The organism is Embleya sp. NPDC001921, assembly GCF_053594475.1.
The window spans coordinates 1-14,120 of sequence record NZ_JBSFEO010000101.1 but is presented as its reverse complement, the minus strand read 5'-3'; the positions used below and the strand labels follow the sequence as shown (position 1 = coordinate 14,120).

Sequence of the window (14,120 nt, the reverse complement as noted above, 5' to 3'; positions counted from 1 at the left end):
CCAACAGGAACGGCTCGAACGCGATCGCCGTCCCGCTCGCGGCTCGTGCCACTGCTCTGCGGCCGAAGAGGTACAGCGCCGCGCATAGGTACGCGGGGACGAGGGCCCGGGCGAGCGCGACCCAGGACGACCACCCCAGGATCAATCCGACCAGGCCCGCCACCTTCACGTCGCCCATGCCCATGCCGCCACGGGGGAGCGCCAGGAGGAGGTGGCAGGCCGACGTCGTGATCATCGCGAGGAGCGCCCTCGGGTAGGCGCCGGCATCGAGGGGGATCGCCAACAACACGGCCAGCAGCGGGTATCCGGGGAGGGTGAACGCGTCGGGCAGGCGCATGAGCCTCACGTCGCACACCACCAGCACCGAGGCGATCAGGACGAACACCAGATGCGCTGGGAGGTCGCTTCGTGCCCCGAATCGGACCGTGGTCGCGAAGCCCGTGATCACGCCGACGACCACGATGGACCACCGGTCCCGGCGCAGCACGCGGCGCACGTCCTCGTCCAAACGTATCGGGGATGTCCGCACCGAAGGATCCTGTCACCCGGGGCCGATCGATCTGAAGTGTCTGCTCGCCGTGTTGGCGGCACCGGACGTGCCCGTCGGGCGATCGCGGTCGTCGCCGACCGCAGGTGCCGCAGGCGGCACCTGCGCCGCGTTCCGCCCGGTCCGGGAGATGTCGGGCTCCGGGTTGTCGGCCCGGGTCGGTTGCCGCGTCGGCTGCTCGGTCCTCGAAGGTCTACAGGGCGGAACCCGAGATTCGGGCCAGTGCGCGCGGGACGCGCTTGAGGAGGGAGACGGGTTGGAGGGCGTGTTCGGCGCGCAGGAGGTATCCGACCGGGGAGCCGCTCATCGCGGCGTCTCGCGAGGCGGCGGTGGCCTGGCGCAGTGCGACCAGGCCCAGGGCCACCGTGCCGCAGGTTGCGACGCCGGTTGCGAGGGAGCCTTCGCCGAGAGCCTGGGCGGCTGCGTAGGCGGTGACGGCGCTGGGTGTGAAGCTGAGCCCGATGATGCCCGTCGCGGTTTTCATGGGTGCGCCGTGCAGGGCGGCGCGCAGTTCCCCCAGCGGTTCCCGGAAGGCCTTGTCCACCGCCTGGTCGAGATACAGCTGCAGTGCCCGCGGGTCCTCGATTCCTGCTGTGTCGAGTTCCAGGTCGCGGGCGACGTCGGTCACCGCGGTGGTGAATGCCGTGAAGTCCGCGGCCCAATCGCTGCGCAGCCGGATGATCCGCTCGACGGGGATGTTCGCCAGGTCGGCGGGGACGACGAGTTCGAGCGCCAGGTGTCCGACGATTCGGACGTAGTCCCGATCCGATCCGAGTACTTCCTGTCCCAGGAGGGCCTCGGCGAGTCTGGTGGTGTCCCAGGTCCCCGTCGCCGAATGCGCGCCCGCGCGATCGGTGAGCGGCACGAAACGCGTGCGACGCGCCAACTCCTGGGTGAGGACACACTTGTACGCCCACGCCAGGGCCGGATCGGTGGCGATCCACTCCGGGCGCCGCGCGCTCGCCGGCCACCAGTCCGTCAGCGGGCATCGTGACGTCGCCACCGCCAGACCCGACGCGAACAGGGCCTCCCGCACCGCCGGATCCACTTCGTTCCAGTACAGACCGGCGAGTTGCCGCTCCCGGGGCGCCGACCCCAGATGGGCGCTCGAGGAGGCCGGTTCGACCGTCACCTGCGGAACCCCACCGCCCACGCGACGGCCACGATCATCGGCCTCGAGCCGTCGTCCGGGGCCCGCGAGATAGCGCTGACGCAGAGCCGCACCGTGATCGTTCAGCACGCTCAACCACTGCGGCGCGATCGCCGCGGCCGCCTGCGCGGGATCCACGTCCACAAGGAAGTCGAGGCCGTCCCGTAACGCGGACGCGGTCCGCGTGTCGTGGACCGGAAAATCCCGCGGAACCACACGGGCGACCTGCGGCCAGTACAGCGCCGCGGCCTTGAGCCAACTCTCGTCCCGAACATGCACGTACGGGTAGTACAGGCCTATGTGCTGCATGACAGCCCTCTCTGTGCGCGGCCTCCCGGCGGCCACGAACCTTCGTCCCGCTCATCCAAGCGCATGTGCCGGCGCGACGGATCGGGGCACGTCGACTCGGCGGACCCCTGCCGAAGTCCGACGATGGGCATCGGAGGCCGACGTCCAACCCCACGGCCATGCGCACACGCCCGGCGGCGCCCGGCGGCGCCCGGCGTCTTCCGTGACATCGGATCGTCGTCGGCTCGCACAAACGAGCCGCTCACTTGGCGATCCCTGCCCTCGGTCGACTCCGAGCCCGAGCGTGACACGCTCACACTGCTCCACCCGGCCGCCTCGTGGTCAGTGGGTTCCCCAGTGGATGGTGGTGGAGGCGGCGAGGTTGCCGGCGCGGCGGACGAGGTCGGCTCCGTAGAGGTCGACTGCGTCGGGGAAATCGTGTTCGAGGTGTTCGATGACGCGGACGAGGTCGTGGCGGCCTGCGGTCCTGGCTTCGCGGCGGATGGCGTCGGTGCGCGGCGGGGCCTGCGCCGCGTCGGCCGGGTACAGCAGGCGCACGCATTCCCGCCACGCGGGGTTGCTCATCGGGTGGACGGCGGCCGCGTGTTCGGCCTCGCGTTGCGCGTCGAGTTCGGCTTCGCGCCGCAATCGGGCGGTGACGAACGCGGCTGGTCGCAGAGGGCGCAGGCCGTCCAGATGCCACGCGACGAGCTCTCCGGCGATGCGGGGCGCGTCCAGTCCGCGGTCGATCAAGGGCCGCAGCGCCCAGGCCAGCCGCCGCAGGGTTTCGTGCGCGGTCCATGCCACGAGGGTCCGGACGCGGGCGGCGATTGCGATGTCCCGGGCCACGCGCGGGGGTGATCGGCGTTGCCTGGCACGGCCGTTGGGGGGATCGTTCGGGGTCGGCGCGGGTGCGACTCGCGTGCTCCGGCGCGCGTGTGTGTTCTTGAACCCACTCGTCGGCCGAGACCTGCGTAGGGGAGTGGGTGCGTTCGGAGAAGGGGGCGCATCACGGCTGCCCGGATCCGGTTCGGTGGTGGGGGAGTTCGCCTGTTTCGGTGGTGGCTTGGGGGAGGCGCGGTGCGGGTGCCGTGCCGTGGCCGTCGCGGCCGCTCGGCGGGCGTGGCCGTCGGGTGTGGTCCCGATGAGGCGGGCGGTGTAGCCGGTGCCGGTGAGGCGGTGGCCCATGGCGTGGTCGTAGGTGGGTGGGATGACGGCGGCGTAGATGGTGGCGGTGGCGGTGTAGGGGCGACCAGGTTTGCGGAGGTTGCGGCGGGATCCGTGGATCACCCAGGCCAGGGCGCCCAGTTCGCGTAGCACCGCGACGTGGCGTTTGACGGTGGCGCGGGACAGGCGCAGGCGCAGCGCGGTGGTGTCGAGGGCGTAGATGACCGTTCCTTCGTGGTAGTCCATCCGGGTGGCGAGGTCGCGGGCGACGCGGGCGGTGGTCTCAGTGGCCTTGGGGTGGGTGCCCGAGGCGATCAGCCAGGTCACGGCGCGCATCCACGCGCGCGGTTGGGCGTGGCGGGACGCGGTGGCCTGTATTTCTTGGCGGTGAGGTGAACGGATCGGGCCCGTATCGGGGGCGATGCCGTCGACGTGTGCCGCAGCGGATCCGCGGGGTGCGGGGCGTGCCCGGTGCTGATGGGCGTCGCGGGCTTGGTCGGCGTCGCCGGTCATCGGCTGCCGGTCCGGGGGCGATGGCCGGCCCGAGTGGGTGTGTTCGTGTGTGAGCGTCGCTTGCTGTGCGGTTCTGCGAGGGTTTTCGGCGACGGTTGTTGGCGGTTGGGTGTGCGGTGGCGTGGGCATGCGCGTTCTCCTTCTGTGAGGGCATGGCGAACGTCGGGGCCGGCTCTGGTGGGGTCCGGCGTGGGAGGTGCGGGTTGGCGATCGCCGCGGGTGGGGTGGGACGGCGGCCCGGTCGGGGCTCGGGTGTTGCGGGCCGGCGATTTCCGGGACCGATGCGTGTCCTGGGCATGGGTGCTCGGGTGTCTCGCGCGAACGGCGGGTGCTGTCCGACGAGGCGGGGTGAGCCGCACTGGGGCGCCCGTGGAGCCGACGTGTGCGCCGGGCCGAAGTGGAGCGAGTACCCGCGAGAGCATCCGGACGGGGCACTTGGCTCGTCGTGTCGCCGGCCACCGGCGGGAACGCCGCTCCGACCGCGGTGTTCGCGACGAGGGGGTGGGGACGGCACCTCCAGGCTCGGCCCGCGCGTGGCCGCGTCCGGGTTCGTCGCGCCACGCGCGATCGGCGTTCGATGTAGGTCCGCAGCGTGGCTTGTCGGGGGCGGGCCCGTCCGCATGGACCGTCGGCTACCGCGCGGGTGCTCCGGGCAGACGCTCCCCACGATGACGTCCCAGGCCTTGAGGTGTGGAGTTCACGCCCCTATGGCCGTGGGGGTGAGCTCTACGGCCGATGGGGGAGGCAGGGGACATTCACCGCTGGAGCAAACCGGCGGGGTGGGGCGGTACTCGAGCGGCATCGGGACGGTCGATGACGAGGACGGGTCCCGCTGTGGGGGCGCCGTCGCGTTGCCTGTGCTCCCGAATGCTTCTTCGTCGCCCGACCGTGACGATGATGCGCGCGGCCGAGGCGAACCCCCGGTCCCGCCGGTCGCGAAGGATGGCTCCCGCGCTCGGGATCGGCGACGACTCCCCGCGCGAAGTGTGTCCGTGTCCGTGCGCGAGGGCGCACGGGAGCGACCGTGCGGCGTGTGTTCCGCGTGATCGAACGGGACCGATGAAGCCTGTTGCGGGGGACGCCGACTGTGCGGAGTCCCGAGCGGCCGTGTGTGGCCGCTTCTTCGGTCGGGGAGGGAAGCGTTTCCGGTCGGGGACAACTCTTCACGTTCGCCGCGGAGTTGACAAGTTCTTCCGGCGGTTGCGGCGCGTGCCGTGCCCGACCGTTCGCCGCCGATCCGTATCCGTGCGTACAACGTGCCGAGGGCACACCGTTTGTTGCCGCGTCTGTCCTGGACACTGGTTGCCCCCAAAGGACGCCGACGTGCGTGGTCGTCGAACGCGACTGCCGAACAGACCCGGGTGGTTCGCGTCGAGTCGGCGCTCTTTGAGGATGTTCGTCCGGCTCGCGGCACGCAGCGGCCCGAGCGCGCATGGGTCGTTCGGAACCGATGCAGCCCTGGACTCGGTGCGACCGCGTCGGGATGGCGGCACGGCGGCGACCCCGCGCTGCGCGGGGCCGTCGCCGAGTTCGCTGCCCCGCGGGAGCGGATTCGACGCTGTGGCGGTCAGCCGTTGGTGCTTCGCTTGCTTCGTCGACGTGCCCGGTTGCGGATTCGCCGGGCGACCTCGGCTCGTGCTTTCGCTTCGTTGCCGAGCCAGGTCGGTCGGGTTCGGAGGACTTCGTCGAAGTCGTCTCGACGCCAGGCGTTCCCGCGCCGGGGTTTCAAGTCCGGTACCAGGTCGACGGGGAGGTGGAATGCTTCGGCCACGGTGGCGTCCGGAACGGTTTCCACCTCCGCCTTCGGGCCGGTGGGGGTGCGCAGGGGGCGGCTCCAGCCCTTGGGGCCGTCCGTGGCCCGCCGGGTCGACCAATACCGTTGGAGTCGATCGTCCCAGGGGATCAGCTTGGCTGTGCCGGCGCCCCGCCATTCCGTCTCCGGCACGGGCCAGTCCGGATCGGTGCGAGCGATGACACTCACCCGCGCCCGGCTCATGCTCGTGGCATGGCCGGCCTCGACCACCCTTGCGGCGATCGCGGTCATGGTCAGCCACTCCGGTTCACGCCGACCCTCGAAGTAGCCACGCAGGCGGTCGTCCCATGGGATCTTCGCGGCGGTTCCGCTGCCCTTGCGTTCCTTCTCGGGTACCGGCCAGTCCGGGTCGGTGCGCGCGAGGTATTCCAGACGCTCGGCGCTCATGGCAACGACGAATCCTTCGTCGACGGCCTTGCGCGCGATGTCGGCCGGGGACAACCACGTGGGCTCGTCCGCCGGCGCGGCGGCCTTGTTCGAACTCATTCGGAGAGTTTCGCAGACGCTGCGGCTCTTCCAAATATCTGTTACGCGGCCGAAATGGTTTCGTGCTCACGCATCTGGCTGTGTCAGCTTCCGTGGAAGTCGTTTCTCGGTGGGTTCGGGAGTCGCTAGAGGCGCCGCCACAAGATCAATGTCGATGTGAATTGATGTCACTGTCGGCTGTCGGCGTGGGGAACCCGCCGGCCAGACGCTCGGCGGGTTCGGTGTCGATCAGCGTCTGCGGTCAGTGGCAGCAGAGGCCCGAACGTCACCCTGTGCACGTTTCCCGATGCGCTATTGCGTGCCGCCGAGCATCTGCGTGAGCCGGGACACCGTGTCGTCGTCGCGCTTGTAGTGGGTCCACTTGCCGATGCGCGTGGAGCGTACGAGGCCGGCGCGCTCCAGGGTCGCCATGTACGACGAGACCGTCGACTGGGCCAGCCCCGACTTCGCCTGCAGATGGCTCACGCAGACCCCGAATTCGTCCCGATCGGCGATCGGCTCCCACTGCGCGAACTCTCCGTGAGGGTCCTGAAGCCAGGTCATGATCCGCAGCCTCGTCGGGTTCGCGAGGGCCTTCAGGGCCTCGACCGAGCCGTCAAGGTCACCTCGCCCTGAGTCCGTCGCGCGCGGCTTCGCCATGACTGCTCCTCTCTCGCACCTACGTATCACTGTATCTCGATGTGGCGCGTCGATCGCGGCCCCGCAGTCGGACGCGGAGGCGCGTGCCGAGGGGTGGGGCGAGCCGAGCGTGAACCCTCCAGCCATCACATTGACACATCGTGATATATAAATATGATCGAGCTGTAGTCGCCGCCCGACACGACGCCGACGTGCCCAGCGTTCCTGCTGGTCGCCCTCGCGTGCATCGGGCCCACAGGAAAGAAGAGTGCGTGATGTCCGCTACCAACAAGCCGTTGATCGTTGTCTCGGGAGCAACCAGCAAGCAGGGCAGGAGCGTCGCCGGCTCCCTGCTTGAGAGCGGGAGGTTCCGGGTTCGTGCGCTGACGCGCAACGCCGACTCGCCTCAAGCTCGGCGCCTGGTGCGGATGGGAGCGGAGATCTTCACGGTTCCCCTGGAGCTGGGTCGCAGGCGCGAGTTCGTGCAAGCATTCCGATCAGCCGATGGGGCCTTTCTCATGACGCCGCCCGTTGCGCCGCCGTCAACCGACGAATTCCCCCTCGGTCGCGAGCTCGCCGACGCGGCTGTCGAGGCCGGCGTGGGCCATATCGTTTTCAGCACCCTCGAGAATGTCCAGGAGAGGTCGTCGGGCGCCAAGTATGCTCCCCACTTCACCGACAAGGCGCGCATTGCAGACCATATTCGCTCGCTGCCCGCCGCGCACACCTTCCTCATGCTCGCATTCTTTTATACGAACTCGCTGGAGTACTATGCGCCTCGCATTGATGGCGACAGGGTACTCATGCCCTTCTACCTGCCCGAGGACTTCCGTGCCCCGTTCGTCGATCCGCTCACCGCGACTGGACCGGCTGCGCTCGAGGTGTTTTCCAACCCCGACTCCTACCTGGGTGCTTCCCTACCTGTGGTGGGCGAGGTGATATCCCCCGGCGAAATGGTGGATGCTTTTTCCCGTATCACTGGACTCAAGGCCGAGTATCGGAGTGCCTATTCTCGGGAAGGGCTGCTCACATACTTCCCCGAACTGGGAGGAAATCCCCTTCTGGTCGACGAGATTCTCGGTATGGCCGAGTACGCGGTGGAGTTCGGGTACTACCGGCAGGACCGTGATATCCAGTGGAGTCGAAGCGTTGGATCCGGCGGCCTGAGCTGGGAGAGTTTCCTTCGTGCGACTGCTTGGCGCGGTGACCGAGTCTCATTCGGTGACTAGATTCACCGCCGGTGAAATCGACCTGACATACAGGTTCCCGTTTGGGGTATTTTTCCGAATGAGTTCCGGCCGAATTCTTGGTGAGCCCCGGACTGCTGCCCTTCCACTCGTCCATGCTGGCCAGCCAGCGCCGCCACCACGATTCGCTGTGACTCCGTTGTTCTCCGGGTTCGCCGGAGACATTCGTCGACGAGTCCCAGGACCGCACCGGGACTCGTCGACGACGTGCCTAGCTGCACTGCCCTGAGACATCGGCCGATCGCGAGAAGGGCGGCTTGGCGGTCGCGGTTCTGGTTGATTTCGACGCTGGCGCGCGGCCACGGCCACCGCTGGGAAATCGGACCTGTGTCGTGACCGAGAAGTCCGCTGGATCGCTGAGGTAGCAGCCCCGGGCCCTGCGCACTCCGCGGTACCACCCGCTCGGCGCCTGCGGACGCCTGCCGGCCAACGACTCGACGTACCGTCAAAACGGGAGGGTCGCGCAGACGCTCAGTCGTCGTCCGACTGGGTGGTCTGTGCCTTGGTGTGCGCGAGGCGGTAGGACTCGGTCCCGGTCTGGATGATTGCACCGTTGAACGTGAGGCGGTCGACGATGGCAGCGCAGAGCCGTGGGTCGGTGAAGGTCCGGGTCCAGCCGCTGACGGACTCGTTCGAAGCGATGGCGACGCTGTTCTTCTCCTCGCGTTCAGTAAGCACCTGGAACAGCAACTCGGCTCCTCGGCGGTCGAGTTGCATGTGTTGGGTCGGGGACGGGACGCCGTGCACCCTTTCAGGTGTCGGTTTTCCCATCCCCGCCCGCCGAACCGGACGTGCCCGTTGGCCGAGCATCCGGCTCTCCACGTGATCCGCTGGATCAGGCGAGGTATTCACTGACCTGGCCGACGAAGGCCACATCGTCGTGGCTGGTCCGGCGAAAGCGTGCCTTCTCCGGATCGACCTCGTCGATGTTGTATGGCGTGCTGATCTGCGCTCCGCGAAACGTGTAGCGCTGGACCCTCATCTTCGCCGGGTTGTAGAGGACGAGCCCGCCCTCGGTGATGCGGTCCGCCCCGTAGAAGCGACGGCGCAACTGTTTCCAGGTCATGTGGGGGTGCTTGTAGCGAATCCAGTGAATCAGCCTCCACCATGCGTACCAACCGAGGTAGGAGAACGTCTTCTTGGACACGCCGTAGCGGAAGTAGGCCGCCCAGCCTCGAAGAACCGGGTTGACCGTCCGCAGCACCTCCTCCAACGAGAGCGATGTTGTACTTCGCCCCGTCAGTTTCTTGATCTTGTGCATCACCGACGCCAAAGCCTGTTTGGACGGGATGGTGAGCACCACGCGACGGTCGTGGCCCCAGGATCTCCGTTGGATGTGGAAGCCAAGGAAAACGAATCCGTCATCGATATGGGTGATGTGGGTCTTCTCGTCCGAGAGCGTCATCTTCAGTCTGTTGGCCAGCAGTTCACCGATCTCCGCTTTCAGCGTCTCTGCTTCGGACTTGGTGCCGTGCACGAGCACGACGAAGTCATCGGCGTAACGCATCAAGCGGAAGTTCGGCCGTCCCATCCGACGTCGATACTGCCGACGCCAGGGAGGAGTCATCTCCCGGTCCCAGATCCGCGAGAAATGCCGGTCCAGTACCGAGAGATAGATGTTGGCCGGCAGTGGAGAGGCGACTCCTCCTTGTGGAGTGCCCGTGAGCGTCTCCGCGAATCCACCGTGCAACTCGACAACTCCGGCACGCAGAAACGCACTGACCAGCCGCAGAACCTTGCGGTCCTTGACGCGTTCGGCCACCAAATCCATGAGGACGTGGTGGTCGACGTTGTCGAAGCAAGCCTTGATGTCGCCCTCGATGACCCACTCATAGGTCGACGGCTTGCAGGTGAAGTGGTGGATTTCGGCGATGGCATCCTGGGCCCGACGTCCGGGCCGATACCCGTAGCTGGACGGGTAGAACTCAGCCTCGAAGATCGGCTCCAGGACCAGCTTGAGCGCCATCTGCGCGACGCGATCTCGCAAGGTGGGAATGCCCGGGTAACGGATCTTGCCGTTCTTCCTGGGGATCACCGCCTGCTTGACCGGCAGTGCAGCGAAGGTCCCGTCCTTGAGGGAGGAGCGAAGCTCCTCCAGGAACGGAATCACTCCACGACGTTCATCGATGTGGAAACGGGTGACCGCGTCCACACCTGCTGTCCTGGCGCCCCGATTGCCGGACACCCGCTCCCAGGCCACTACCAACGTAGCCCGGTCGCAGATCAAGTTGAGTACATCATCGAACCGGCGATCCGGTTCGTTCCTTGCCCATCGGTGCAGCTTGATCTGATGATCGAGTACCCGTCGCTCGGCCGTCGTACTGCTCGGCCAAGTTGATGTCGACGGCGCGTCGTTATTCAACAACGTTCCTCCCCGACAGCAGTCATGCTGCCATCACGCTGTCGCCCTTTCCCATGTGACCGGCTTTCCCGGCCTCCGAGTACTACGGCGACTCCGCCACGACCTGGCGTCATCAGCGGGCATTGCGCCTGCCCGTCGTCCGGCCGGATGCCGGGCGGGGAGGGCGATGCCAGATCGCTTCCCACGTTCACTGAGGATCTCTGTGACGGCTTCGGTGCCCAGCTATACCCCGACAGCATCGCCACGGACCGCACATCGCAGTCTTGGTCCGGGCCTCCCAGCGCCCATCGGATATAGGCGAAAGGAGAGGAGAGTCCATCGGCTATGGCGCTCTCCAGCACTGCAAAGCGGCCCATCCACCAGATTCGGCAGGCCGCTGACGACTCACGGGACGTCAACCACTGGTTCAGTTTCCTTGCACCCATTCCGTCTTCGCTTGCGGGCACGAACCGTCTGGTGGTGTCGGTTCGCCCCTACGTTGTCGAGGCTGCTCCCGGCCTCACCCCCAACCCGGGGTTCGGCCTGCCTCCAGCTTCAACCGGTCCCTGCGAGGACCGGCGGCGGGCCTCTCATCCCGCGAGATCCATCAGCGCCTCGTGGCGCACAGCCGAGTTCATCGATGCAGAGCAGATCGACGCGTCCGTAGCGGGCGATGGTCTTGGTCAGCTGCTTGTCGTCGGCAGCCTCGACGAGTTCGTTGACGAGCTTGGTGGCCAGGACGTAGCGAACGCGGAAGCCCTGCATGGCGGCCTCGGTGCCGAGCGCGATCAGCAGGTGCGACTTGCCGGTGCCGGAGTCTCCGATCAGGCAAAGCGGCTCGCCCTTCTTGACCCAGGCGCAGGTAGCGAGGGTGTTGATGGTGGCGGGGTCGACGTTGGGGTTGGCGTCGAAGTCGAAGGCCCGCAGCGACTTCTCGCGCGGGAACGCCGCGGCCCGGATACGGCGTTCGGAACGGCGGCGGGCGCGGTCGTCGCATTCGACGAGCAGGAGTTCGGCGAGGAAGGCTCGGTAGGACATCTGGTCGCGGGCGGCGTTGTCGGCGAGGTCTTTGAACTGCTGGCGGATGCTCGGCAGCCGCAGCATGCGGCATGCCTGGTCGATGGAGGCGACGGCGGCCTCTTCGGTCAGCCCGCGTTTGCGCATCAGGTTCCTTCCTTGTCGCCGGCGGTGCGGCCGGGCGGTTGCAGGAGCTGGTCGTAGTGGGCCACCGAAGGCAGCGGTCGGGTGTCGGGCGGGAGGTGGGAGAGCTTCCACTCGGACAGGAACGTCACCGACGCGGCCGGGCCGTCCTCGATCGCGAGGGGCCGCTCCGGGGAGAGCGGTCGGGGCGGCGTCGGACTCGGCGATCTTGCGGGCCTCCAGCGCGACGGCGTCGGCCGTCAGGGCGCCGGCTCGGTGGGCGGCAGCGAGGCCCGCGACGACCTGCTCGTGGTCCATGTGCCGGGCCAGCAGCAGCACCTCGATCAGCGCGCGGGTTCCCGCGGCCTCGCCGTGGGCGGCTTTCGCGGCCGCCCACCACTTGTCGTGGACCGGGGTGAACCGGACCGCGGAGCGGGCCTGTTCGAGCGGTGTGGAGCCGAGGAACGCGCCCGGCTTGCGCAGCAGCGCCTCGAGGTAGTGGTCGAGCACCAGACGCGAGCCGCCGCGTCCGCCGAGGCGTTCGTGCTGGCAGGCCTCCTCACGGCCGTCGAAGACGATCAGCTCGTTGGCGTGCGCGAGGACCCGCAGCTGGCGACCGATCAGCCGGGTCGGCACCGAATAGGCGTTCCCGCGGACCTGGATCTGCCCGAACCGGTCGACCCGGGGAGAGAACCACCTCCCGGTCTCCAACGCCTCCAACGGCAGCGGTTGGAGCAGCCCCCGCTCCGCGGCGAAGTACTCGCCGATCGTCCGGGTGCGCGAGCGCAGCCGGCGGTCTTCGTCGGCCAGGTCCCACCGGTCGACCATCGCGTTCAACTCGGCCCACGACCCCACCTCCGGCACCGGGACGAAGTGGTTGCGGCGGAAGTAGCCGATCTGCCCCTCAACACCGCCCTTCTTGTGGGCGCCGCCGATACCGGGCTGGCAGTAGAACGGCTCGATCCCCCAGTGCGAGCGGAACACGGTCCACCGCTCCGCTTCCAGCCGGTCCCTCGAGCGCCCCAGGATGCGTTCCACCGCGGCCCGCAGGTTGTCGTAGCGGATCCGGCCCCGCGGGACGCCGCCGAGCGTGCGGAACGCGTGCACATGGCCCTCGAAGAACGCCTCCTAACCGGCCGTGGCGAACACCCGGTGAACCGACTTGCCCGAATACGACAACCGCAGTGAGAACAGGAACGCCTTGGTGACCGCCCCGGCGAGGACGATCTGGACCTTGCCGAAGTCCACCTCCGCCTCGGCCCCGGGCAGGTGCGTCTGTGGCACGAAGAGCGCCTGCGGCCCCACCCCGGCGTCCCGCCGCACCTCCGGCCGTCGGACCTTCACGTAGGCGCGGACCATGGCATACGAGATGTCGCCGGCGTCGTGCTCGGCCGCCAACCGGTGAAAGATCCGCTGAGTGGTGTGCCGTTGCTTCGGCGGCGCGTCCAAGTCCGCCCGGAGCATCCCGTCGATCAGCGGCTTATAGGGGTCCAGCCGGGTTTCCCGGCGCCGGGACGGCTTCCGCTCACCCGGCCACTGCCCGTCCAACGCGCGTCGGACCGTCCGCCACGTGACGTTGTATTTGCGCTGCAAAGCCCGTTGGGATAAGTCGTGTTGCTGATGGTCACGCCGGATCGCGGCATACAGATCGACCTTCGACGACTTCCCCATCCGGCCTCCCGCGGCAGAAGCACACTCCACCGTCCCACCGCAAGGCCCCGTGTGACGTCAAAACAAGCCGACACCGCAAACTCGGTCAGAAGCTGACTCCCACCAACACCGAGAAACGACTCCCGCACTCAGTAACAAAGCCACGCATCCGCGAGCGCGATCTCGCCCGTGTTCCCTACACATTCCTTCGTCGGTCGCGCAACGCGGACGTGAGACGAGGTACCTCGGCGGGTGCGTGGGGGCTCGAGGTGGATCTCGACATTGCCGTCCTGTTGGATCATCCAGCCTGTGGCGAGGCCAGGCCAGGCCAGGAGCGGCGGTGCGAAGGCTGAACGGACACCCGTTCGGGAGAGCGGTGGTGATTGGGCCCGGGGAGTCCGACGAGGTGCCGTGGCGCGGGAGTGTGAATGGATGCGCGTTGTGGTCCACGCCCTCCGTGCCCAGCGGAGTTGCTGTGGGCATGGGCGGGCGAGGGGAGGGCAACGGGTCGGGAGCGCAGCCGAGTGGGCTGGCGGCCGGGGCATCGTGCCGAGGGTTTCGAAGCCGGGCCCGGTGGCGAAGGCGGGTTGCCTCCGCCACCGGGCGCTGTGTCAGTTCAGGCTCTGGGCGCTTTGGACGGGGGAGCCGGAGCGGCAACCCCAAGGGGAACAGCCGTCCGGGTCGCCCTCCTCCAGTTCCTCTTCCGGGATTTCGGGAGCCGGGGGAGTGGTGCGGTGTCGGCGGGGGCGGTGTGGGGCGGGCCCGTCGAGTGGCGCCTGGCCCAGGGGCATGAGGGAGCGGTGGAGGAACGCCTGGCCAAGGAGTTGCTTGCCGTTCTCGTTGCCTCGGGCGTTGCCTGCGCGTATGGCCTGATCGAAGGCGACCGCGTCGGCCCAGTCGTCGGGTCGGTTGTCTCGCATGTCACGCCATGTGGCGTTGCCGTGGAAGGGGCATCCGACGCATGCGCTTCGGGGGGTCGCGCCCCATCCGCGGGTTTACAGGAACCGGACGCAGTCCTCGGCGCTCATTCCGAGGTCGAGGAGCGGAAACACGTTGACGGCGTACTGGGCTTGCTCCGCTTTGACGGACACCCTGATGTTGCCCCGGTTTAACGGGCACAGATGTTGAGAGAGGTATGGTTCGGCGATCTTCCGAAGGAG

At 68.0% G+C, this 14,120-nt stretch carries 8 protein-coding genes and 3 pseudogenes; 1 reads left to right on the top strand and 10 read right to left on the bottom strand.

What is annotated here, in order from left to right; all coding sequences use genetic code 11:
- The 5 genes from ACWCPW_RS50575 to ACWCPW_RS50555 form a co-directional block, all read right to left on the bottom strand.
- Positions 1 to 529, bottom strand: a 529-nt coding sequence (locus ACWCPW_RS50575) for a prepilin peptidase (RefSeq protein ID WP_449768432.1), incomplete at its 3' end; no start/stop codon positions are given.
- A gap of 211 nt (positions 530 to 740) precedes the next feature.
- Positions 741 to 2,006: a DUF6236 family protein gene (locus tag ACWCPW_RS50570; protein WP_449768431.1), complete on the bottom strand. Its 1,266-nt coding sequence runs from the start codon at positions 2,004 to 2,006 to the stop codon at positions 741 to 743.
- Between the two features lie 321 nt (positions 2,007 to 2,327).
- Positions 2,328 to 3,479 (bottom strand): cell wall protein, encoded by a 1,152-nt coding sequence (locus ACWCPW_RS50565; protein WP_449768430.1) that lies wholly within the window; start codon positions 3,477 to 3,479, stop codon positions 2,328 to 2,330.
- A 1,753-nt stretch (positions 3,480 to 5,232) separates the two neighbouring features.
- The gene (locus tag ACWCPW_RS50560) at positions 5,233 to 5,964 is read right to left on the bottom strand and encodes a hypothetical protein (protein WP_449768429.1); all 732 of its coding nucleotides are present in this window, start codon (positions 5,962 to 5,964) and stop codon (positions 5,233 to 5,235) included.
- Positions 5,965 to 6,255: 291 nt separating this feature from the next.
- A complete protein-coding gene (locus ACWCPW_RS50555) occupies positions 6,256 to 6,603 on the bottom strand; it encodes an ArsR/SmtB family transcription factor (protein WP_449768428.1) in 348 nt (115 codons plus the stop codon).
- Positions 6,604 to 6,857: 254 nt separating this feature from the next.
- Here ACWCPW_RS50555 and ACWCPW_RS50550 point away from each other — a divergent pair, with 254 nt between their 5' ends.
- Positions 6,858 to 7,811 (top strand): NmrA/HSCARG family protein, encoded by a 954-nt coding sequence (locus tag ACWCPW_RS50550; RefSeq protein ID WP_449768427.1) that lies wholly within the window; start codon positions 6,858 to 6,860, stop codon positions 7,809 to 7,811.
- Between the two features lie 489 nt (positions 7,812 to 8,300).
- On the opposite strand, the pseudogene ACWCPW_RS50545 reads toward ACWCPW_RS50550, so the two are convergent.
- The 5 genes and pseudogenes from ACWCPW_RS50545 to ACWCPW_RS50525 all read right to left on the bottom strand — a co-directional run.
- A pseudogene (locus tag ACWCPW_RS50545) lies at positions 8,301 to 8,549 on the bottom strand (ATP-binding protein); the annotation flags it as partial.
- 115 nt (positions 8,550 to 8,664) lie between these two features.
- Positions 8,665 to 10,194, bottom strand: a complete 1,530-nt coding sequence (ltrA, locus tag ACWCPW_RS50540; protein WP_449768426.1) for a group II intron reverse transcriptase/maturase — start codon at positions 10,192 to 10,194, stop codon at positions 8,665 to 8,667.
- A gap of 603 nt (positions 10,195 to 10,797) precedes the next feature.
- A pseudogene (locus tag ACWCPW_RS50535) lies at positions 10,798 to 11,334 on the bottom strand (ATP-binding protein); the annotation flags it as partial.
- Positions 11,334 to 12,981, bottom strand: a pseudogene (gene istA, locus ACWCPW_RS50530) (IS21 family transposase). The pseudogenes ACWCPW_RS50535 and istA, both read right to left, overlap by 1 nt.
- A 590-nt stretch (positions 12,982 to 13,571) precedes the next feature.
- Entirely contained in the window at positions 13,572 to 13,880 is a 309-nt protein-coding gene (locus ACWCPW_RS50525) for a hypothetical protein (RefSeq protein ID WP_449768425.1), read from the bottom strand.
- Between the last annotated feature and the right edge of the window lie 240 nt (positions 13,881 to 14,120).